Origin of the sequence: Pseudomonas sp. SJZ131, assembly GCF_007828705.1 — a bacterium.
Taxonomy (GTDB): domain Bacteria; phylum Pseudomonadota; class Gammaproteobacteria; order Pseudomonadales; family Pseudomonadaceae; genus Aquipseudomonas; species Aquipseudomonas prosekii.
Map to the genome: position 1 here is coordinate 716,132 of NZ_VIVC01000001.1, position 20,722 is coordinate 736,853.

The 20,722-nt window shown below is 60.8% G+C and carries 18 protein-coding genes; 12 read left to right on the forward strand and 6 right to left on the reverse strand.

Annotated elements, in window-relative coordinates:
* Window positions 1-85 precede the first annotated feature (85 nt).
* Window positions 86-1,732, forward strand: a complete 1,647-nt coding sequence (locus tag FBY12_RS03020) for a phospholipase D-like domain-containing protein (RefSeq protein WP_145251023.1) — start codon at window positions 86-88, stop codon at window positions 1,730-1,732.
* Between the two features lie 113 nt (window positions 1,733-1,845).
* Here FBY12_RS03020 and poxB read toward each other — a convergent pair whose 3' ends face one another.
* Both poxB and FBY12_RS03030 read right to left on the reverse strand, forming a co-directional pair.
* Window positions 1,846-3,570, reverse strand: coding sequence for a ubiquinone-dependent pyruvate dehydrogenase (gene poxB / locus FBY12_RS03025; RefSeq protein WP_145251026.1), 1,725 nt, complete (start codon window positions 3,568-3,570; stop codon window positions 1,846-1,848).
* A 94-nt stretch (window positions 3,571-3,664) separates the two neighbouring features.
* Window positions 3,665-4,900, reverse strand: a complete 1,236-nt coding sequence (locus FBY12_RS03030; protein WP_145251029.1) for an NADH:flavin oxidoreductase/NADH oxidase family protein — start codon at window positions 4,898-4,900, stop codon at window positions 3,665-3,667.
* Window positions 4,901-4,977: 77 nt separating this feature from the next.
* Here FBY12_RS03030 and FBY12_RS03035 point away from each other — a divergent pair, with 77 nt between their 5' ends.
* Complete coding sequence (locus tag FBY12_RS03035) at window positions 4,978-5,385, forward strand: MerR family transcriptional regulator (RefSeq protein ID WP_145251045.1); 408 nt, start codon at window positions 4,978-4,980, stop codon at window positions 5,383-5,385.
* Window positions 5,386-5,451: 66 nt separating this feature from the next.
* On the opposite strand, the gene FBY12_RS03040 is transcribed toward FBY12_RS03035, so the two are convergent.
* A complete protein-coding gene (locus tag FBY12_RS03040) occupies window positions 5,452-6,990 on the reverse strand; it encodes an MFS transporter (protein WP_145251048.1) in 1,539 nt (512 codons plus the stop codon).
* A gap of 140 nt (window positions 6,991-7,130) precedes the next feature.
* Here FBY12_RS03040 and FBY12_RS03045 point away from each other — a divergent pair, with 140 nt between their 5' ends.
* Both FBY12_RS03045 and FBY12_RS03050 read left to right on the forward strand, forming a co-directional pair.
* Window positions 7,131-7,997, forward strand: a complete 867-nt coding sequence (locus FBY12_RS03045) for a LysR family transcriptional regulator (RefSeq protein ID WP_145251051.1) — start codon at window positions 7,131-7,133, stop codon at window positions 7,995-7,997.
* A 378-nt stretch (window positions 7,998-8,375) separates the two neighbouring features.
* Window positions 8,376-9,935 (forward strand): TerC family protein, encoded by a 1,560-nt coding sequence (locus tag FBY12_RS03050; RefSeq protein ID WP_145251054.1) that lies wholly within the window; start codon window positions 8,376-8,378, stop codon window positions 9,933-9,935.
* A 139-nt stretch (window positions 9,936-10,074) separates the two neighbouring features.
* On the opposite strand, the gene FBY12_RS03055 is transcribed toward FBY12_RS03050, so the two are convergent.
* Window positions 10,075-10,506 (reverse strand): thioredoxin family protein, encoded by a 432-nt coding sequence (locus FBY12_RS03055; RefSeq protein WP_145251057.1) that lies wholly within the window; start codon window positions 10,504-10,506, stop codon window positions 10,075-10,077.
* A gap of 378 nt (window positions 10,507-10,884) precedes the next feature.
* Here FBY12_RS03055 and FBY12_RS03060 point away from each other — a divergent pair, with 378 nt between their 5' ends.
* The 8 genes from FBY12_RS03060 to FBY12_RS03095 all read left to right on the forward strand — a co-directional run bounded on the left by FBY12_RS03060 (window position 10,885) and on the right by FBY12_RS03095 (window position 17,592).
* Entirely contained in the window at window positions 10,885-11,733 is an 849-nt protein-coding gene (locus FBY12_RS03060) for a transporter substrate-binding domain-containing protein (protein WP_145251060.1), read from the forward strand.
* A gap of 53 nt (window positions 11,734-11,786) precedes the next feature.
* Window positions 11,787-12,449, forward strand: a complete 663-nt coding sequence (locus FBY12_RS03065; protein ID WP_121730638.1) for an amino acid ABC transporter permease — start codon at window positions 11,787-11,789, stop codon at window positions 12,447-12,449.
* 9 nt (window positions 12,450-12,458) lie between these two features.
* Window positions 12,459-13,121 (forward strand): amino acid ABC transporter permease, encoded by a 663-nt coding sequence (locus FBY12_RS03070; RefSeq protein ID WP_092269237.1) that lies wholly within the window; start codon window positions 12,459-12,461, stop codon window positions 13,119-13,121.
* Window positions 13,118-13,909: an amino acid ABC transporter ATP-binding protein gene (locus FBY12_RS03075; RefSeq protein WP_145251063.1), complete on the forward strand. Its 792-nt coding sequence runs from the start codon at window positions 13,118-13,120 to the stop codon at window positions 13,907-13,909. Before FBY12_RS03070 ends, FBY12_RS03075 begins: the two co-directional genes overlap by 4 nt.
* A 42-nt stretch (window positions 13,910-13,951) precedes the next feature.
* Window positions 13,952-14,341: a RidA family protein gene (locus FBY12_RS03080; protein WP_092269232.1), complete on the forward strand. Its 390-nt coding sequence runs from the start codon at window positions 13,952-13,954 to the stop codon at window positions 14,339-14,341.
* 146 nt (window positions 14,342-14,487) lie between these two features.
* A complete protein-coding gene (locus tag FBY12_RS03085) occupies window positions 14,488-15,252 on the forward strand; it encodes an IclR family transcriptional regulator (protein WP_121730640.1) in 765 nt (254 codons plus the stop codon).
* A gap of 39 nt (window positions 15,253-15,291) precedes the next feature.
* The gene (locus FBY12_RS03090; protein ID WP_145251066.1) at window positions 15,292-16,545 is read left to right on the forward strand and encodes an amino acid deaminase; all 1,254 of its coding nucleotides are present in this window, start codon (window positions 15,292-15,294) and stop codon (window positions 16,543-16,545) included.
* A 129-nt stretch (window positions 16,546-16,674) separates the two neighbouring features.
* Entirely contained in the window at window positions 16,675-17,592 is a 918-nt protein-coding gene (locus FBY12_RS03095) for a sugar kinase (RefSeq protein ID WP_145251069.1), read from the forward strand.
* A 107-nt stretch (window positions 17,593-17,699) separates the two neighbouring features.
* Here FBY12_RS03095 and FBY12_RS03100 read toward each other — a convergent pair whose 3' ends face one another.
* Window positions 17,700-17,975, reverse strand: a complete 276-nt coding sequence (locus FBY12_RS03100) for a peptidylprolyl isomerase (protein WP_145251072.1) — start codon at window positions 17,973-17,975, stop codon at window positions 17,700-17,702.
* A 55-nt stretch (window positions 17,976-18,030) separates the two neighbouring features.
* Window positions 18,031-20,568, reverse strand: coding sequence for a PAS domain-containing sensor histidine kinase (locus tag FBY12_RS03105; RefSeq protein ID WP_145251075.1), 2,538 nt, complete (start codon window positions 20,566-20,568; stop codon window positions 18,031-18,033).
* Window positions 20,569-20,722: the final 154 nt, after the last annotated feature.

A 20,722-nucleotide genomic window follows, 5' to 3' on the forward strand; every position in this document is an offset into this window, starting at 1 on the left:
TCGCGATTGCATCACCATGGTTGCGGATCATCACCCTCCATCCGCATTTATGCTCTAGCAGGCCAGCCCTTCACAGGAGTGAACCATGCGCGTGCTCGTCACCAATGCCCAGGACGATTTCCGCGTCAAAGCCTATGCCGGCACCAACGGCGTGCTGCTGGCCATGGACCTCGCCGAACCTCGGCGCAAAGGCTTGCTCGGGTTTGCCATCGAGAAGCAGACCGGCAGCAAACCGTGGCTGTTTCTGTTCAACAGCCTGACCTTTCCCGGCAAGCCGCACACCTTCCCCCAGTACCACGCGACGCCGAGCAATATCGCGCCGCTGCAGAAATTTCGCTGGGCCGATTACGCGGTCAATCCGGGGACGACGCTGCACTACCGCGTGCACCTTGCCTACGGCACGCCCGACGCGCCGCAACTCGCTGAATACCTCGAACTGACAATCACTTCCGACGACGGTCAGCTAGGCAACCAGAGCGTGATTTTCAATCGCGCGGTGGCGGCCAGCCAGGCGTTCCAGCGCAAATTCCCTGAGCTCGACGCGCAGATCAGCGCCAACAAACACTTGCCGATCGAAGCCTGGCCACTGGCGGCGCAGCAGTGGTTGGAAAACGGCTTGCTCGGGCGTCTGCTCGGGTTTATTCAGCGAGCGCAGGACTCGAATTGGGCGCTCGACATCGCGATCTACGAATACCAGTTGCAGTCGATCATCGACGCGGTGAACGACGCATTCGCGCGCGGAGTCAAGGTGCGGGTGCTGTATCACGCGCAACCCGACGACGAAGACACGGCGCTCAACCAAGCCAGCCTGGCGAACATCCCGGCAGCGAACAAGCGCGGGCGCATCACCCACAACATCTTCCACAACAAGTTCATCGTCCTCAGCCAACGCGATAGCGCCGGCCGGTTTCAGCCGCACGCGGTGCTCTGCGGCAGCACCAATTTCACCGCCAACGGCGTTTACCGCCAAGCCAACGTGGTGCATGTGCTGGATGATCCACGCATCGCCGCGAGCTATCTGCAAACCTTTGAACAGGTCTGGGACAACCCGGCGGACGTCGGCGCGACGCGCACCTGGCTCAACCGCCACAACCCGATAGACCCGACGCAGGCGCTGTTCGCCGGGTTCTCGCCGCGCTCCGGTCAGGCGGATTTGCAGGCGTTTATCCGGATCATCAACGCCGCGAAAAAGGACGTGCTGTTCGTGACTGCGTTCGCCTTGCCCGACGACATTCTCAACGCGCTGCTCGGCGCACCGCACGACAACATCCTGCGTTACGGACTGCAAAATACCGTCAGCCGCATCAGCGGTTTCCATGCCGACCGCACTGCAGAATTTGCTGCGACGGCGCTGCTCAATACCGGGCTGGAAGGCTGGCTGCGGGAGAACATGAAAGGGCAGAAAGGCAATCTGTTGGTGCACACCAAAGCGGTGGTGACCGATTTCACCACGGACACGCCGACGATCATCAGCGGCAGCCACAACCTCAGCGCGGCGGCGAGCAATGGCAATGATGAGAACTACCTGATCATTCGTGGTAACACGGATTTGGCGGACCGTTACGGGTTGGAGTTGCTGCGCTTTTATGAGCATTACCGGTTTCGCTACTTCGCGAAAAAACTGGCACTGAAAGAGGTGCAGCCGTTGGCGGCGGATGATCGCTGGACGCACGATTACTATGTGCGGGGCGATTTGCGTGAGTTGTCGCGATTGCGCTTTTCGGGAAGGTGATTTGGTGTGGTCGATGGCCTCTTCGCGGGCAAGCCTCGCTCCTACAGGTCATGTGCGAAAACCTGTAGGAGTGAGCCTGCTCGCGATGGGGCCAGTCAATCCAGCATCAAACCTCAGCGGAACCAGTTAGTCCGCGCCAGCGAAAGCACCTCGTCGCCACGCCCGCTCATCACCGCTTTGAGCATGTACAAACTGAAACCCTTGGCCTGCTCAAGCTTGATCGCCGGCGGCATCGCCAGTTCCTGAGTGGCGGTGACCACGTTGACCAGCACCGGCCCGTCATGCGCCAAGGCACGACGCAGCGCCGGTTCCAGCGCTTCGGATTCTTCGACGCGAATCCCGAGTATGCCCATCGCATTGGCCATCGCCGCAAAGTCCGGATTGTGCAGGTCTGTGCCGGTGTCGAGCATGCCGCCGGCCTTCATTTCCATCGCGACGAAACCCAGCGAAGCGTTGTCGTAGACGATGATTTTCACCGGCAGTTTCAACTGCGCGAGCGAGATGAAATCGCCCATCAACATGGCGAATCCACCGTCCCCGGACATCGAAATCACCTGCCGATCCGGAAACGCTGCTTGCGCGCCAATGGCTTGTGGCATCGCATTGGCCATCGAGCCGTGGTTGAAAGAACCGAGCAAGCGGCGCTTGCCGTTCATTTTCAGATAACGCGCGGCCCACACCGTTGGCGTGCCGACGTCGGCAGTGAAGATCGCGTCGTCATCGGCCAGTTCGCTGAGCAGTCGCGTGAGGTATTGCGGGTGAATCGGCTGGCCCGGCGCCGAAGGTTCGGCGAGGTCATCCAGGCCTTTGCGGGCTTTGTCGTAATGCTTGAGCGACGACTCGAGGAAGCTGCGGTCGCCGTTGTATGGCAGGCGTGGCAGCAGCGCGGCGAGGGTTTCGCCAACGTCGGCGGCGATCCCCAGATCCAGTGCGGTGCGGCGGCCGAGCGCTTCGGGGTTGTGGTCAACCTGAATAATGGTCGCGTCGGTGGGGTAGAACTGCCGATACGGGAAGTCGGTGCCGAGCATCACCAACGTGTCGCAATTGAGCATCGCGTGATAACCCGAGCTGAAGCCGATCAGCCCGGTCATGCCGACGTCGAACGGGTTATCCCATTCCACGTGTTCCTTGCCGCGCAAGGCGTGCACCACCGGCGCGCCGAGGGCGTCGGCCAGCGCCACAACCTGATCATGCGCACCGGCACAACCGGCGCCGCACAGCAGGGTCACGGCTTTGCTCTGGCTGAGCAGTTCGACCATTCGATCGAGGTCATCCGGTGCAGGCAGATGCCGTGGTTGCGACAGCGCCGGCCATGCCTTGAGGTTGTCTTCGACTTCCTGCAACGCAACATCGCCGGGAATCACCACCACCGCGACGCCGCGATTGAGGATCGCGCTGCGCATCGCCCGGTGCAGCACCTGCGGCATCTGCGCCGGGTTGCTGACCAGTTCGACAAAGTGGCTGCACTCCTTGAACAGCTCTTGCGGGTGGGTTTCCTGGAAGTAATTGAGGCCGACTTCCGACGACGGAATCTGCGCGGCAATCGCCAACACCGGCACATGGTTGCGGTGGCAGTCGTACAAGCCATTGATCAAGTGCAGATTGCCGGGCCCGCAACTGCCGGCACACACGGTCAAACCGCCGGTCACCTCGGCTTCCGCGCCAGCGGCAAACGCCGCGACTTCCTCGTGGCGCACGTGCATCCATTCGATGCTGTCCATCTTGCGCAAGGCGTCGGTCAGGCCATTCAGGCTGTCGCCGGTCAGGCCCCAGATGCGTTTGACGCCAGCCTGTTCAAGGGTGGTCGCGAGTTGCTGGGCAATGGTGATTTTCGCCATGGGATGCGGCTCCATTAATCGATGAATTGTCCTCGGGATAGAAAGAGGACAACTCAACGGCGGCCATGACTCCCGGCGATTTATGAAGACTCGTTCACTTTGCCATTGCCATTGCCATGGCGTGTTTGTACTGGCGCGTGCGCTTGGCGATGTACAGCTGGTCGCGGATCAACGCCCACAGCGCTGAAACCTGTGGCCGGGGCTGATGGCCGCGACTCAGGCGATGCAACTGGAACTTCACCACCGCCATGGTCGCCAACGCCGCCAAGGGCTTGCGTTTCCAGTGGATCGGCGGCAAGTGCGGATGGCTGTTCTTGCCTTCCCGCCAGTGCTTGACCAGGTGCGGCTCGACGGCCATCGCGGTGCCGATCCCGGCCATGGCGATGCCGCTGTCGAGCACGTGTTCGACGATGGCCAATCGGCGAATCCCGCCGGTCACCATCACCGGCATGTGTGCGACGCTCGCCAGTTCGCCGGCCATCTCCAGAAAGTAGGCTTCGCGGGCAAGCGTGCGGCCATCCCGAGCCTCGCCTTGCATGGCTGGCGCTTCATAGCTGCCGCCGGACAATTCCAGCAAGTCGATGTGCTGTTCGTTGAGCCACAGGATCACTTGTCTGGCATCGTCGGCATCGAAGCCGCCGCGTTGGAAGTCGGCGGAGTTGAGCTTGACCGAGACGCAGAATTGCGGCGACACGGCTTTGCGCACGGCGCTGACCACGGTAAGTAACAGGCGAGCGCGATTTTCCAGGGAGCCGCCCCATTGATCGGTACGACGGTTTGTCAGCGGCGAGAGGAATTGGCTGAGCAGATAACCGTGGGCGGCGTGGATCTGCACGCCGGTGAATCCGGCCTTTTGCGCGAGGGCCGCGCTGTTGGCGAAGCGTTGGATCACCTCGTTGATATCGCTTTCGGTCATCGGTTTCGGTTCGGCGAACATCTTCGAGAACGAGCCCAGGTCCAGCGCCACCGCCGATGGCGCCCACGCTTGTTGACCGAGATTGGCCATGGTCTGACGCCCCGGATGATTGAGCTGCACCCAGAATTGCGCACCACCGGCCCGGCCGGTCGTCGCCCATTGGCGGAAACGCTCAAGGTGTCGCTCGTCCTCCAGCACTACGCCACCGGGGCCGGTCATGGCGCGGCGGTCGATCATCACGTTACCGGTGAGCAACAATCCGGCGTCACCCTCGGCCCAGGCCTGGTACAAACGCAACAGGCCTTTGGACGGGGCTTGTTGGGTGTCGGCGAGGTTTTCTTCCATTGCCGCTTTGGCAATGCGATTGGCGATGGTCTGGCCGTTGGGCAAATTCAGCGGTTGAAAGGGCGACATGCTTGACTCCTCATCATTGATTCAAGGAGGCTAAGCTTAAAGTCAACTTTAATGTCAAGCAGGCAAGTGAGGCGTAGATGAAAATTGGTGAGTTGGCGCAGTTGAGTGGCTTCAATGCGTCGCGCATTCGGTTTTACGAGGCCCAAGGCCTGATCCAGAAAGTCGAACGCCGGGCCAACGGCTACCGGCACTACCCCGAGCAGGTGTTGCAGACGTTGTACCTGATCCAGTGCGCCCAACAGGCCGGGTTCAGCCTGGAAGAGTTGAAGCAATTGATGCCGGACACTGCTACCGGTGAGTTCAGGCACGACGAACTGCTGGCGGGGCTCAAACGCAAAGTCGAGCAGATCGAACAGATGCAGCAACACTTGGCCCAGAGCAAAGCGAAGCTACTGGCGGTGATTGACGACATCCAGGCGAAGCCCGAAGGCGTGGCTTGCGACGCCAATGCCGAGCGGGTACTGGCGTCGTTCAAACAACGCTGAGAGCGCAAATCTCTTGCAGGAGCGAAACTCGCGCGCGAAGACGGCCCGATGGTCAACGCACTGCCATCACTGTTGAGCGGCGGATGGCGATAAATGAATGGCGGGAGTGGGAATCGGCTTGCGCATCAACGTGCCAACCACCAGCGCGCCGAGCAATGCCAGCCCTCCGGCGACCAGCAGCAACAGACTGAAACCGCCGACGAACGCTTGCCGGGCCAACGGCTCGACCGCCGCGCGTGCAGGTTCCGGCAGCAAACCCAGCGCCGCTGTCATGTCGCCAGCGACCACCCGCGAGGCGATGCCGCGCGTCTGTTCCAGCCATTGTCCGCCGAGGCTATTGCGCAGGAGCAATTCGGTGTGGCTGGCAAGCAGCGCACCGAACACGCCGATTGCCAGCATGATCGCGCTGAAGCGCATGGTCGTGCTCATGCCCGACGCCATGCCGGCGCGGTCGCGTGGCACGCACGCCATGATGTTTTTCTGCGTGTCGCCATTCAGCAGTCCGGCGCCGGCACCGGTCACGGCAATCGCCAAGGCAAACGCTGAATAACCGCCGCTGTTGACGGCCCAGGCACTGAGCAAATTGCCGAGGCCAACCAGTGTCAGCCCGGCAGCCATCATGCTTGCCGGGGAAAACCGCCTGGCGAGTCGAGCGCCGATACGCGGGCAGATAAGCATGGTCACGGCGAACGGCAACATGCCCAAACCCGAAGCAATCGCCGAGAATCCCAGGCCGTTCTGCAGGTAGAACGGCAGCAGCGTCATCATCACTTGCGCGCAACCGGCGTAGGCAAACATCCCCAACAGCGCGCCGATGAAACGCGGATGCTTGAACAATTGCAGATCGACCATGGGTCGCCGCTGCATGCGCTCGATGAGCACAAACGCGCCGAGCAACAGCGCGCCGCCGATAAGTCGCGCATAGGTCAGCGGGTTGCTCCAACCGATGCGATTGGCTTCGATCAGGCCCCAGATCAGGCACAGCAAACTGGCGCTGAATGCGAGGCTGCCCCACGGATCGAGTCGCGCTGATTGGCTGTCGCGTGATTCCGGGACGTTGCGCCAGACCAGCGCCACCAGCAGCAAACCCACCGGCAGGTTGAGGTAGAAAATCCAGCGCCAGCCGAGGTATTCGGTGATCAAACCGCCCAAGGTCGGCGCGGCGGTCATCGCCACGCCCATGCACGCGCCCCAGAACGCCCAGGCCTTGGCGCGCTCGACGTCATCGTGAAACGTGTGGCCAATCGAGGCGAGCGCCGAGGTCAGCAACAACGCGGCGCCAACGCCTTTGATTGCGCGGGCGATATCGAGCAGCAACGCGCTCGGCGCGGCGCCGCAACCGAGGGAGGCGAGAATGAAAATGCCCAGGCCCCAGAGCAGGGTTTTCTGCCGGCCAAAGCGGTCGGCGATGCTCCCCGCCGGCAATAACAGTGCGGCGAACGCGAGCATGTAGGCGCTGACCACCCATTCGATGTCGGCGAAATTGGCGCCGAGGTCGCGGGCGATCGTCGGCAGGGTTACCGCGACAATATTGGTGTCGAGGACGATCAGCGAGCAGACACCGGAGGCGGTCAGCAGTGTCAGACGCGGGCTGACCCGGCTCATGAGCGAATTGTCTTTTCAGTAACGTGGTTGACGGGCATGGTCGGCTCTCTCTACTTTGGATGCCCCGGCAGCTTATCGCGCTCCATAGCAAGCGATTTTAGCTGCCAGTCGGGACTTCATTACCTTTGAGCTAACGCACCATGGATATACGGCATTTCCGCTATTTTCTGGCCGTTGCCCGGCAGCGCAATTTCACCCGCGCCGCCGAGCAACTGGGGATCGCGCCGCCGACGTTGAGCCGGCAGATTCAGGACATGGAAAGCGAACTCGGCACGCGACTGTTCCTGCGTCAGCAACGGGAAGTCAGCCTGACCGAGGCCGGGGCCGCGTTGGTCATCGAGGCCGAGGCGACCGTGCGCCAATTCGAGTTCGCCCAACGCAGTGCACAACGTGCCGGGCGCGGCGATCTCGGCCATATCGAGTTGGGTTACGTGGCGTCAGCGGTGTATTCCGGCCTGCTGCAAAAACAGCTTCAAACGTTTGGCCGCGAGTGTCCGGATGTCAGCCTGAATGTGCGCGAAAGCCCGATGCCGGCGTTGCCGGGCATGGTTGTCGATGGGCGTTTCGACATTGGTTATGTGCGCTCGCCGATGCCGTTGCCCGAAGGGCTGGAAGCGATTGGGCTGGATGCGGAAGGTTTTGTCCTGGCACTGCCGGACGATTCCTGGTTGTGCCGTTTACCGCAGATCAGCCCGGCGCATTTGCAGAACGAAACGTTCATCCTCCCCGAACAAATCAACGGCACGCTGCAAGTCGCCGCGCAGGGCGGCTTCGCCCCGAACCTGGGCGCGCAGCCGGGCGGATTGGTCGCGGTGATTGCTTTGGTTTCATTGGGGCAGGGCGTGGCGGTAGTTCCGGAATCGGTGGTCGGGCATGTCGGGTTGCCGGGCGTGGTGTATCGGCCGATTGCCGGGTGTGAGGCGAGTTCGTGGTTGTCGATGATCTATCGGCGGTTCGAGAAATCGCCGGCGGTGGCCAGGTATATCGAGCAGATAAAAAAGCGTTGAGAGCATCGCGAGCAAGCTCGCTCCCACAGGGATCTTCGGCGTTCGATAGTCCCCTGTAGGAGCGAGCCTGCTCGCGATGGCGCCTTCAAGAACAGCCCAAATTCAATCCATTACAGATTTTGTAATGATTTCCCGCTGTAGGAAATGTCGCCGCTCGCTGTACGCTCCAAGTCCTTTTCTCCTTTCAGGACCTGCATGAACACCCTCTCGGAGCCTCCCAGTCAGCCACCCATCTCGCGCATTCGCGCGGCCCTGACGCACGCCAGACACCCGGTTTTCCGACCTCGGTTTCCTTCTTTAATCACAGCCCCACGGCGCTCGCGCCGCACTTTGCCGTGCCCGGCATTCTGAATTCGCTGAAGAGATCGAGACATTTTTATGGAATGGATAGCTGACCCCACCGCCTGGCTGGGCTTGTTGACGTTGATCGTGCTGGAGCTGGTGCTCGGCATCGACAACCTGGTGTTTATCGCGATCCTGGCGGACAAATTGCCGCCGCATCAGCGTGACCGCGCGCGAATCATCGGGCTGTCGCTGGCGCTGCTGATGCGTTTGGGCCTGCTGGCCAGTATTTCCTGGCTGGTGACCCTCACGCAGCCGCTGTTCGAGGTGTTCGACAAGAGCTTCTCCGGACGGGACCTGATCATGCTGTTCGGCGGTGTGTTCCTGTTGTTCAAAGCCACCATGGAGTTGCACGAACGGCTTGAAGGCCACGTCGGCCAGCGCGCGAGCAATGCGGTGTACGCGATGTTCTGGCCAATCGTCGCGCAGATCGTCGTGCTCGACGCGGTGTTCTCCCTCGACGCGGTGATTACCGCCGTGGGCATGGTCGATGAACTGGCGGTGATGATGATCGCGGTGATCATTTCCATCGGCCTGATGATCGTCGCGAGCAAACCGCTGACGCGCTTCGTCAACGAACACCCGACAGTGATCATGCTGTGTCTGGGCTTCCTGATGATGATCGGTTTCGCGCTGACCGCTGAAGGCCTGGGTTTCCACATTCCGAAAGGTTATTTGTACGCGGCCATTGGCTTCTCGATTCTGATCGAAGTGTTCAACCAGATCGCCCGCGCCCGCCGCAAACGCTCGATGCAGGGCTTGCGCCCGTTGCGTGAACGTACGGCTCACGCGGTGATGCGCCTGCTCGGCGGTCGCCGTTTGGCTGCTGAAGAAGTTGGCGAAGAGATTGCCGATTTGCTCGATCACGGTGAAGCCCCGACTGAAGCGCTGTTCGACCGCCGTGAACGGGTGATGATCAGCGGCGTGTTGCAACTGGCCGAACGGCCGATTCGCACGCTGATGACGGTGCGGGCGGACGTCGATCACATCGATTTGTCCGACGACGCCGAGACTATTCGTACACGGCTGATGCATTCGTCCTACTCGCGATTGCCGCTGATCCGCGATGGCGCGGTAGATGAGCCGTTGGGCTTCGTGCATAAAAAGGAGCTGCTGAAGGATTACCTCGGCGGCACCGAGCCCGATCTGCAGGACCTGGCGCGCACCACGATTAACCTGCTGGAAAGCTATTCGATCCTCAATGCCCTCGAGCAGATGCGCAAGGCCTCGACGCACATTGCGTTCGTGGTCAATGAATTCGGCGACTTCGTCGGCGTGTTGACCATGACCGACATTCTCGAATCGATTGCCGGCGAGCTGCCGGACGCCAGCGAAATCGAAGGCCCGGACGTCGTTGAAGAGCAGGGCGGGTTTATGGTCAGTGGTGCGTTGAACCTGACGCGAGTGCGCCAGTTGACCGGCTTCAGCGCCGAGCCGACCGACAACTACCAAACCCTCGCCGGGCTGGTGATGAGCGTGCTTGATCGCCTGCCGATGATTGGCGACAGCCATGAGCGAGACGGCTGGCTGATGACGGTTATGGCGGTTGAAGAGCGGCGGGTGGTGCGGGTGATGTTGAAGCGTATCGACGGCTGATTCTTCAGCGAGTTTGCGGGCCACATCGCGAGCAGGCTCACTCCCACATTGGATCGCGAATGAACACCAAATGTGTGTTCACCACCAATCCTTGTAGGAGTGAGCCTGCTCGCGAAGCTTTCTCACCGACAACCCCCCTTCAAACCCCAACCAACCCTCGCGCCCGCCGTACAGTGCACAACCCCCGCAACGTGCGCCGCAACCACGCCAGATCATGACGCGGTTTGCGCGCCATGTGCCGGGCCCGCACCCGGCCAATATGCGCAACAAAATCAGCCTCCAGCTTCTGCTGACTGCCAAACCCCTTGAGCTTCTTCAGCAGCTTCCCATCCCGGTAAAACAACACTGTTGGCGTCCCCGTCACATCCGGATGCCGCGGTGCTTCGCTGGTGTTCAACATATAAATGCTCGCGTGATGCCGATACGGCTCGGCCGTCTCGCGGAAAATCGGCGCAGCCTCTTCGCAAGCAGGGCAATGCTCGTTACCGAAATAAAGAATCACCGGCCGCCACGTGTTCAAAGCCTTGCGATACAGCGGCGGCAACGCCGGGTGAGAGGTTGTCGAGCGCATGGGAATCTCCTTTTCACAACGATCATCGAAGGCTCGATGACGTTAAAGAAGGGCGAGGGGTGGGTCTACTGTCAGAAATTACAGGTGCAGAATTCGCGCAACCCGCAGATACGCTTGACGGAATACCCGCGACATTTTGAATCGCCAAGCTACCAATGTGGTGCAAATACCCGCTCAACTGAGGCAAACGGTAGCGCTCGCTAACCTGTGCATCCGGTAACGCTGTCTAGCGTCAGCCACCCATCCCCCTGATTCAAAACACATTTAAATCTCCCCCACACCCTGCACCTATCCTGTGGCACACTTTCTGCTGTCTATTCCGTTGTTACACACCGACGTCCGGTATAGCGGAATAAACATTAATCTGGAGTGCTTGCCATGCATCGCCGACCTTCCTTGTTTAAAGCGTGTGTCTTTCTGTTTGCGGCTACGACTGCGGCTATGGGTGTTGCCCAGGCGGCGGACAGCAAGCTTGATAGCGTGCTGGCCCGTGGGAAATTGATCGTGGGTACAGGCAGTACCAACGCGCCGTGGCATTTTCAGGGAGCGGATGGCAAGTTGCAGGGCTTTGATATCGACATTGCGCGGATCGTCGCCAAGGGTTTGTTCAACGACCCGAGCAAAGTCGAGTTTGTGGTGCAGTCCTCCGATGCGCGGATTCCCAATCTGCTGACCGACAAGGTCGACATGAGTTGCCAGTTCATCACCGTCACCGCCAGCCGCGCGCAGCAAGTGGCGTTCACCCTGCCGTATTACCGCGAAGGCGTGGGCCTGCTGTTGCCGGCGAACAGCAAATACAAGGAAATCGAAGACCTGAAAGCGGCGGGCGATGACGTTACGGTGGCGGTGTTGCAGAACGTGTACGCCGAAGAGCTGGTGCACCAGGCGTTGCCGCAGGCCAAGGTCGATCAGTACGACAGCGTCGATTTGATGTACCAGGCCGTGAACTCCGGGCGCGCCGACGCGGCCGCCACGGATCAGTCCTCGGTCAAATACCTGATGGTGCAGAACGCAGGCCGTTATCGCAGCCCGACCTACGCCTGGAGCCCGCAAACCTACGCGTGTGCGGTTAAACGTGGCGATCAGGACTGGTTGAATTTCGTCAACACCGCGTTGCATGAAGCCATGACCGGCGTTGAGTTTCCGACCTACTCGGCATCGTTCAAACAGTGGTTTGGCGTAGACCTGCCAAGCCCGGCGATCGGTTTCCCAGTCGAATTCAAATGATCCCGTGAGAGCAGGGCGGCTGCCACAGCGCCCCGCTCAAGGTATTGCTGACCATGAATTATCAGTTGAACTTTGCGGCCGTCTGGCGCGATTTCGACACTTTGCTGGCAGGGCTCGGTCTGGGCCTGGAGCTGGCGCTGGTGTCGATCGCCATCGGCTGCGTGATTGGCCTGCTGATGGCGTTTGCCTTGTTATCGAAGCATCGCGCATTGCGGGTGTTGGCCTCGGTGTACGTGACGGTGATCCGCAACACGCCGATTCTGGTGTTGATTCTGTTGATCTACTTTGCCTTGCCGAGCCTGGGTATTCGCCTCGACAAGATCCCTTCGTTCATCGTCACGCTGTCGTTGTACGCCGGCGCGTACCTGACCGAAGTGTTCCGTGGCGGCTTGCTGAGCATTCCCAAAGGGCAGCGCGAAGCAGGACTGGCGATTGGTCTCGGCGAGTGGCAGGTCAAGGCTTACGTGACCGTGCCGGTGATGCTGCGCAACGTCCTCCCGGCGCTGTCGAACAACTTCATTTCACTGTTCAAGGACACCTCGCTGGCGGCGGCGATTGCCGTGCCGGAGCTGACCTATTACGCGCGCAAGATCAACGTCGAGAGCTACCGGGTGATTGAAACCTGGATGGTCACCACGGCGCTCTATGTAGCGGCCTGTTACCTCATCGCGATGATGCTGCGTTACCTCGAGCAGCGTCTGGCGATCCGCCGATAGGAGCCTGGCATGTACGAATCCCCGAGTTGGCTGCATGAGTTATGGATTGCCCGCGAAACCCTGTTGTCGGGGTTCATCACCAGCGTGCAAGTTTCGGCGCTGGCGATTCTGTTCGGCACCTTGATCGGCATTGTGGCCGGGCTGGTGCTGACTTACGGCAACGTCTGGATGCGCGCACCGTTTCGCTTTTACGTCGACATCATCCGTGGCACGCCAGTGTTTGTGCTGGTGCTCGCCTGCTTCTACATGGCGCCGGCGCTGGGCTGGCAGATCAGCGCATTTCAGGCAGGTGCCCTGGGGCTGACGCTGTTTTGCGGTTCGCACGTCGCGGAAATTGTCCGCGGTGCCTTGCAGGCATTGCCGCGCGGGCAGATGGAAGCGGGCAAGGCGATTGGCCTGACGTTTTATCAATCGCTGGGCTACGTGCTGTTGCCGCAAGCCTTGCGGCAGATCCTGCCGACCTGGGTCAACTCGTCCACCGAAATCGTCAAGGCCTCGACCTTGCTCTCGGTGATCGGCGTCGCCGAGTTGCTGCTGAGCACGCAACAAATCATCGCCCGGACCTTCATGACCCTGGAGTTTTACCTGTTCGCCGGTTTCCTCTTCTTCGTCATCAACTACGCCATCGAATTACTCGGCCGGCACATTGAAAAGCGGGTGGCTTTGCCATGACTCAGACTTCTATCGCAGCAAACGGCCAGGCCCTGCTGGACATTCGCGGCCTGCACAAACAATACGGCCCACTCGAAGTGCTCAAGGGCGTCGACCTGACCATGCAGCGCGGCAATGTGGTCACGCTGATCGGTTCCAGCGGCTCGGGCAAAACCACGCTGCTGCGTTGCGTGAACATGCTCGAAGAGTTTCAGGGCGGGCAGATCCTGCTCGACGGCGAATCGATCGGTTACGACGAGGTCAACGGCAAACGCGTGCGTCACGGCGAAAAAGTCATCGCCCGCCATCGCGCGATGACCGGCATGGCGTTTCAGCAATTCAATCTGTTTCCGCACCTCACAGCGTTGCAGAACGTCACGCTGGGCTTGCTCAAGGTCAAGAAGCTGCACAAGGACGAGGCCGTCGCGCTCGCGGAAAAATGGCTGGAGCGCGTCGGCCTCCTGGAACGCCGCGATCACTATCCCGGCCAGTTGTCCGGCGGTCAGCAGCAGCGCGTGGCGATTGCCCGGGCGATTGCGATGAACCCGAGCCTGATGCTGTTTGACGAAGTGACGTCGGCGCTTGACCCGGAGCTGGTCGGCGAAGTGCTGAACGTGATCAAGGGCCTCGCCGATGAAGGCATGACCATGCTGCTGGTGACCCACGAAATGCGGTTTGCCTTCGAAGTCTCGGACAAGATCGTGTTCATGAATCAGGGCCGGATCGAAGAGCAGGGGCCACCCAAGGAATTGTTCGAACACCCGAAATCGCCACGTCTGGCGGAGTTTCTGAAGAACACGCGTTTCTGATTTTTTTCACATTTTTACGATTTTCAACCAGGAGAAACATTCATGAGCATTACTCGTTACGGCACCGGCAGTACCGCTGCTGGCGGCCAGCCTCGACCTTTCGCCCGCGCCGTTGAAGCCGATGGCTGGCTGCACGTTTCCGGGCAGGTGCCGGCGGTGGATGGCGAGATCATCACTGGCGGCATTGTCGAACAGACCCACCAGACCATGAAGAACCTGATCGCGATCCTCGAAGAAGCCGGTTATGGCCTGGAAGACGTGGTGCGCGCCGGAGTCTGGCTGGAGGATCCGCGCGACTTCAGCAGTTTCAACAAGGTGTTCTCCGAGTACTTCAAAAGCGAACACGCCCCGGCTCGCGCCTGTGTGCAGGCGAACATGATGGTCGACTGCAAAGTCGAGATCGACTGCATTGCGTACAAGAAAAAGGCTTGAGATGTGCGGTGACTGCTTCGCGGGCAAGCCTCGCTCCTACAGGGGAATGCCGTTTCATGTAGGAGCGAGGCTTGCCCGCGAAGGCGCCATAACAGTCACCACCGTACTCTGGTTAAACTCCCGGCACTTTTATGGGAACTGATGACATGACCGAAGACACCATCAAGCGCCGGGCACGGGGTCTGGACCGGGCGTTCGATATTCTCGATTTCCTCAAGGAAATCGGCCAGCCGCTGCGCCCCAACGAGATTGCCAGCGGCATCGGCAGCCCGAAATCGACGGTCTACGAACTGGTCGCTTCGCTGCTCGAACGACGGATTCTCGAACCGGTCGGCAAGGACGGTCACGTCTACCTCGGCCGCCAGTTGTATTTCCTCGGGCAGGCGCACTTGCGGCATTTCGACCTCACCCGCGAGGCCGATCACGCCTTGCAGGAGATCGTCAGCCAGACCCGCGAAACCGCGCAGATGTGCCTGCTCAACGGGCGCAAATACACGGTGGCGCTGATGAAGGAGGGCGAGCGGCATTTTCGCATTTCCTCAGACATCGGGGAAAACGCGCCGATTCCGTGGACCGCTTCCGGGCGCCTGCTGCTGTCGCACTTGAGCGATCAGGCGATCGTCGACCTGATCGACCACGATGACTTCATCCTGCCCAACGGTGAACGCTTGCCGCTGGAGCAGTTTCTTCGGGAGATCCGTCAGGCCGGTGTCGATGGCTTTTTCTCGTTCGACAGCGTCGCCGACACCTTCACCCACTGCTTCGCCGCCCCGGTCAAAGATCCCAACGGCGTGGCCATTGCGACGCTGTGCATCGTCGCCCCACGGGCCGACGCAAAAAACAATTACAACGACTATCGCCGGGTGCTGATCGACAGTGCCAACAGCCTCGCCCGGCGTATCAACGAATAACAGCGGCTGCCTGCGGCCGCGAATGTAAGGAGTTCGACCATGTCTTCTGCCAAATCCGCTGCTGAATCCACTGCTCAGGCCACTGCGCAATCAACGGCCAACGTCGAAAAAGGCTTTGCGCCATTGGGCGCGCATCTGGTGCGCGACGTCAGCCTGCCGGCGCTGGTGCTGCACCGTGAAGCGCTGGAACACAACATTCGCTGGATGCAGGCATTTGTCAGCAACAGCGGCGCACAACTGGCGCCGCACGGCAAAACCAGCATGACCCCGGCACTGTTCCGGCGCCAACTGGACGCCGGCGCCTGGGGCATCACCCTCGCCAGCGCCACACAGACCCGCGCCGGTTACGCACATGGCGTGCGCCGGGTGTTGATGGCCAACCAATTGGTCGGCACGCCGAACATGGCGCTGATCGCCGATTTGCTCGCCGACCCGACGTTCGAATTTCACTGCATGGTCGATCACCCGGACAACGTCGCCGACCTCGGCGCCTACTTCGCCTCGCGCGGCGTGCGGCTCAACGTGATGATCGAGTACGGCGTGGTCGGCGGCCGTTGCGGTTGCCGCAGCGAGCAGGAAGTGATCGAGCTGGCCAAAGCCATCGCCGCCCAACCGGCACTCGCGTTGACCGGTATCGAGGGTTACGAAGGGGTGATTCATGGCGATCACGCGGTCAGCGGCATTCGCGAATTCGCCGCGTCGTTGGTGCGCCTCGCGGTGCAGTTGCAGGACAGCGGCGCGTTTGCCATTCCCAAGCCGATCATCACTGCGTCAGGTTCGGCGTGGTACGACTTGATCGCCGAATCGTTCGAAACCCAGAACGCCGGCGGACGTTTCCTCAGCGTGCTGCGCCCCGGCAGTTATGTGGCGCACGACCACGGCATTTATAAAGAAGCGCAATGCTGCGTGCTCGACCGCCGCAGCGACCTGCACGAAGGCCTGCGCCCGGCGCTGGAAGTCTGGGCGCACGTGCAATCGTTGCCGGAGCCGGGGTTTGCGGTGATTGCCTTGGGCAAACGCGACGTCGCCTATGACGCCGGTTTGCCGGTGCCATTGCTGCGCTACAAGGCTGGTGTGATTCCAGCGATTGGCGACGACGTGAGTGCCTGCAAAGTGACGGCGGTGATGGACCAGCATGCGTTCATGACGGTCGCGGCGGGGGTTGAGTTGCGCGTCGGTGACATCATTTCGTTCGGCACTTCGCACCCATGCCTGACCTTTGATAAATGGCGCACCGGGTGTCTGGTGGATGAGCAGTTGCAGGTCATCGAGAACATGCACACCTGTTTCTAAGGATTGAGACCGAGGCGCGGCATTCGCGGGCAAGCCTCGCTCCTACGGGGGAACGCATCCTGTAGGAGTGAGCCTGCTCGCGATGGCATCCGCCCAGACAACATCGCATCACCAGAGACCCGAACAACCATGAACACCGCAAAATCCCCACGCATCGCCCTGATCGGCGAATGCATGATCGAACTGCAACAGCGCGCCGATGGCAGCCTGCAGCAAAGTTTCGGCGGCGACACACTGAACACCGCGGTTTACCTGTCCCGCGAATTGGGCGAGCGGGCGACCGTGGATTACGTCACCGCGCTCGGCGATGACAGTTTCAGCGACGCCATGTGCCAGAGCTGGGCCAGTGAAAACATCGGCCTGGGCATGGTCCAGCGCTTGCCCGGCCGTTTGCCCGGTTTGTATTGCATCCAGACCGACGCCGCCGGTGAGCGGCGCTTTCTTTACTGGCGCAATGAAGCGGCGGTGCGCAGCTGCTTCACCACGCCCGCCGCGGCGCCGATTCTCGCGGCGTTGCCGGATTACGACGTGTTGTATTTCAGCGGAATTACCTTGGCCGTGCTCGGCGAACAGGGACGCGAGAAGCTCCTGCAAACGTTGATCGAAGCCCGCCAGCGCGGCGCGCAAATCGTCTTCGACAACAATTACCGACCACGCCTGTGGCCGTCACTGGAAGAGGCGCGCGCGGCGTATCGCAGTGTGCTGCCGTATGTGGACTTGGCGTTGCTGACCGTCGATGACGAGCAGGCGCTGTTCCACTTCGCCGACAGCGATGCGGTGTTTGCCGCCTATGAACAGATCGGCACGCCGGAAGTGGTGCTCAAGCGTGGCGCCGAGGCTTGCCTGATTCGTTGCGCAGGTGAGTCGTTTGCAGTGCCGGCGCAACGGGTTGAACGCGTGGTCGATACCACGGCGGCGGGGGATTCGTTTAGTGCGGGTTATCTGGCGAGTCGGTTGCTGGGTGGCAGCCCGGTCGCGGCGGCGCAGGCTGGGCATGCATTGGCGAGCAGGGTTATTCAGTTCCCTGGAGCACTGATCCCGCGATAAGCCCTGAATGGCCGTTTGCTGCGCAGGCGGTTCGCGAGCAGGCTCGCTCCTACGACGGATCGCGACTCACTGTAGGAGCGAGCCTGCTCGCGAAAGAAGGCAACCGATCAATCGCGGTAGAACACTTGCACCAGGTGATAGCCGAATTTGCTCTTGATCGGCCCGTGCACCACGCGCAGCGGTTTTTTGAAGATGACCGCGTCGATCACGCCAACCATCTGCCCCGGCCGCACTTCGCCCAGATCGCCGCCGCGCTTGCCGGACGGGCAGGTCGAGAACTTTTTCGCCAGCACATCAAACGCTTCGCCCTTGGCAATGCGTTGTTTCAGGTGCTCGGCTTCTTCTGACGTTTTCACCAGAATATGGCGGGCTTGAGCTTTCATGGATACGTTTACCTTGCAACGGTGATGACAGCGGGGCGCGCGATTATGCCTCAACTCACTGCGGTTCGCCGATCATCGTGCGGATCTTGTTCGCCAATACATCAATCGAAAACGGTTTGGCGACCATGTCCATGCCGTCATCGAGGAACCCCTGACGCTCGGCGGCTTTCTCCGCGTAACCGGTCATGAACAAGACTTTCAGGTCCGGCCGATGCTGGCGGGCGATTTCCGCCAATTGCCGGCCATTCATGCCCGGCAGTCCGACATCAGTCACCAGCAAATCAACGCGCAGATCCGATTCAAGCAAGGGCAGGGCGGCGCGTGCGTCTTCGGCCTCATGCGCGTGATAGCCCAGCTCGTTGAGCAAATTCAGCACCAGCATCCGCACCGCCGGATCGTCCTCGACCAACACCACGGTTTCCCCCTCGATCGCCGAAGGCGCCGCGCCGCTGTCCGCGAGCAAGACATCCTGCGGCGTGCCGAGGTGCAAGCGCGGCAAGTACAGGCGCACGCAAGTGCCTTGGTCCGGGACGCTGTCGAGGCTGGCGTGGCCGCCCGACTGCTGGGCAAACCCGTAGATCATCGACAAACCGAGGCCAGTGCCCTGGCCGATGGGTTTGGTGGTGAAAAACGGATCGAAAGCCTTGGCCAGCACCGATGGGGTCATGCCGGTGCCGTTGTCGCTGACCGCGATCATCAGATAGTCGCCGGCCTTCACCGATTCCAGCGACAGCAAATCGCTGCCGTCGAGGTAGACATTGGCGGTTTCGATCAGCAAGCGGCCGCCATCGGGCATCGCGTCGCGGGCGTTGATCACCAGGTTGAGCAGGGCGTTTTCCAGTTGGCTGACATCGGTGCTGACCGGCCAGACGTCGGCGGCGAGTTTCAGGTGCAGCTCGATATGGTCGCCTTTGGTGCGGGTCAGCAGGTCTTCCAGCGACTCAATCAGCTCGTTGGCATTCAGCGGTTTGCGGTCCAGCGATTGCCGGCGCGAGAACGCCAGCAAGCGGTGGGTCAACGCCGCCGCACGGTTGGCCGAGGACACTGCGGCTTCCATGAACCGCCCGACTTCGGCTGCGCGGCCATCGGCGATGTAGCGCTGCATCAGGTCGAGGCTGCCGATGATGCCGGTGAGCATGTTGTTAAAGTCGTGGGCAATGCCGCCAGTGAGCTGGCCGACCGCTTCCATTTTTTGCGCGTGGCGCAAAGCGTCTTCGGCGCGTTCGCGCTCGACCATCTCGTTTTGCAGGCGCTGGTTGGCTTCGGCCAATTGCTGGGTGCGCGCGCCGACGCGCTCTTCCAAGGTTTCATTGAGATTGCGCAGCGCTTCTTCAGTGACTTTGCGTTCGCTTTCATCAATGACAAAAATGTAGAAACCATTCACTGCGCCGTCCGCGCCGTGCCGCGGCAGGTAATTCATCAGCGCGTTGCGGATGCTGCCATCGCGATGTTTGGTGTCGATGCTGAACGAGCAGGATTTGCCGGCCAGCGCCTCTTTGATGTATTCGGCACGTAATTGATAGGCGTGCTCGCCGAGCACTTCCTCGATGGTCTTGCCGAACAGTTCCTGTGGCGTCAGCCCGTACCAGTCGAGGTACGCCGCGTTGTTCAGGCGAAAACGCTGATCCCGGTCGACGTAGCTGATCAGGATCGGCATCGCGTTGATGATCAGTTGCAACTCGGTCTGGCTCTGGCGCAACGCCTGCTCAGTATTTTTGCGCTCGGTCAGGTCCAGCGCGGCGCCGAGGAAGCGTGTCGGTCGGCCATGGTGATCCTTGTAGCAACGCCCTCGGGCGAATACCCAGCGCAACTCGCCATCCGCTTGCAGCAAGCGGTATTCCTCGGCGTATTCGGTGCCGTGGGTGATGCAATGCTTGATGCTGCGCGCGACCATGCTGCGGTCTTCGGGGTGCACGCCTTGCAGGTATTCACTGATCGGCAACTGATTGGCCCGCGCCGGATCGACGCCATGCAACTGGGCAAAATGCGCGTCGGCAATGAACCGATCTTCGCCGATGTCCCAATCCCAGGTGCCGACCGCATCGGTGGCGGCCAGCGCCAGTTGCAGACGTTGTTCGGTATCACGCTGGGCCTTGAGGCTGGCGGCGGAGCGTTGTTCGAGTTCGAGAGCGATGCGCCGGCGTTCGTTGGTTTCGATGGCGGTGACCAGAATCCCGGCGACCTCGGCGTTTTCATCGCGAATCGGGCTGTAGGTCAAATCGAGCCAGAAGTCAGAATTGCCTTCGTCGCGATGCAGGGTAAAGCGCTGCTCGCTGTAGGAACGCACCTGGCCTTGCAGGACGGCGCGGTAAATCGGGTCGGTAAAGTCTTGCAGTTCAGGCCAGATCAGGTGCGTCGGCTGTCCGAAAGCGTGCGGGTGCTTGCTTCCGGTCAAAAGGGCGAAGCCGTCGTTGTAGATCTGTGTGAGCTGCGGACCCCATAACAACAGCATGGGCATCGGCGAATGAATCACGATGTCTACCGCGGTGCGCAGGCTTTGCGGCCAGCGACTGGCGGCGCCCAAGGGGCTGCGGCTCCAGTCGAGTCGGGCGATCAAAGCCTGGGCATCGCTGCCGGTCGGTGATGCGTTCATCAAAATGTCCTGCACGTCGGTCGCTGTGGCTACGTCTACTTGGGGCTACGTCTATTTGGCGCTACGTCTTTTTGAGGCTACGTCTACTTGTGGCTACGTCTACTATTGCTGCAAAGCGGTAGACGCTGGATGGCCCGAGTCGTCACGGATTCGG

Excerpts from the sequence above, each read along its gene's own strand:
- FBY12_RS03020 (WP_145251023.1), top strand. The coding sequence starts at position 86 with ATGCGCGTGCTCGTCACCAATGCCCAGGACGATTTCCGCGTCAAAGCC.
- poxB (WP_145251026.1), bottom strand. The coding sequence starts at position 3,570 with ATGGCGAAAATCACCATTGCCCAGCAACTCGCGACCACCCTTGAACAG.
- FBY12_RS03030 (WP_145251029.1), bottom strand. The coding sequence starts at position 4,900 with ATGTCGCCCTTTCAACCGCTGAATTTGCCCAACGGCCAGACCATCGCC.
- FBY12_RS03035 (WP_145251045.1), top strand. The coding sequence starts at position 4,978 with ATGAAAATTGGTGAGTTGGCGCAGTTGAGTGGCTTCAATGCGTCGCGC.
- FBY12_RS03040 (WP_145251048.1), bottom strand. The coding sequence starts at position 6,990 with ATGAGCCGGGTCAGCCCGCGTCTGACACTGCTGACCGCCTCCGGTGTC.
- FBY12_RS03045 (WP_145251051.1), top strand. The coding sequence starts at position 7,131 with ATGGATATACGGCATTTCCGCTATTTTCTGGCCGTTGCCCGGCAGCGC.
- FBY12_RS03050 (WP_145251054.1), top strand. The coding sequence starts at position 8,376 with ATGGAATGGATAGCTGACCCCACCGCCTGGCTGGGCTTGTTGACGTTG.
- FBY12_RS03055 (WP_145251057.1), bottom strand. The coding sequence starts at position 10,506 with ATGCGCTCGACAACCTCTCACCCGGCGTTGCCGCCGCTGTATCGCAAG.
- FBY12_RS03060 (WP_145251060.1), top strand. The coding sequence starts at position 10,885 with ATGCATCGCCGACCTTCCTTGTTTAAAGCGTGTGTCTTTCTGTTTGCG.
- FBY12_RS03065 (WP_121730638.1), top strand. The coding sequence starts at position 11,787 with ATGAATTATCAGTTGAACTTTGCGGCCGTCTGGCGCGATTTCGACACT.
- FBY12_RS03070 (WP_092269237.1), top strand. The coding sequence starts at position 12,459 with ATGTACGAATCCCCGAGTTGGCTGCATGAGTTATGGATTGCCCGCGAA.
- FBY12_RS03075 (WP_145251063.1), top strand. The coding sequence starts at position 13,118 with ATGACTCAGACTTCTATCGCAGCAAACGGCCAGGCCCTGCTGGACATT.
- FBY12_RS03080 (WP_092269232.1), top strand. The coding sequence starts at position 13,952 with ATGAGCATTACTCGTTACGGCACCGGCAGTACCGCTGCTGGCGGCCAG.
- FBY12_RS03085 (WP_121730640.1), top strand. The coding sequence starts at position 14,488 with ATGACCGAAGACACCATCAAGCGCCGGGCACGGGGTCTGGACCGGGCG.
- FBY12_RS03090 (WP_145251066.1), top strand. The coding sequence starts at position 15,292 with ATGTCTTCTGCCAAATCCGCTGCTGAATCCACTGCTCAGGCCACTGCG.
- FBY12_RS03095 (WP_145251069.1), top strand. The coding sequence starts at position 16,675 with ATGAACACCGCAAAATCCCCACGCATCGCCCTGATCGGCGAATGCATG.
- FBY12_RS03100 (WP_145251072.1), bottom strand. The coding sequence starts at position 17,975 with ATGAAAGCTCAAGCCCGCCATATTCTGGTGAAAACGTCAGAAGAAGCC.
- FBY12_RS03105 (WP_145251075.1), bottom strand. The coding sequence starts at position 20,568 with ATGAACGCATCACCGACCGGCAGCGATGCCCAGGCTTTGATCGCCCGA.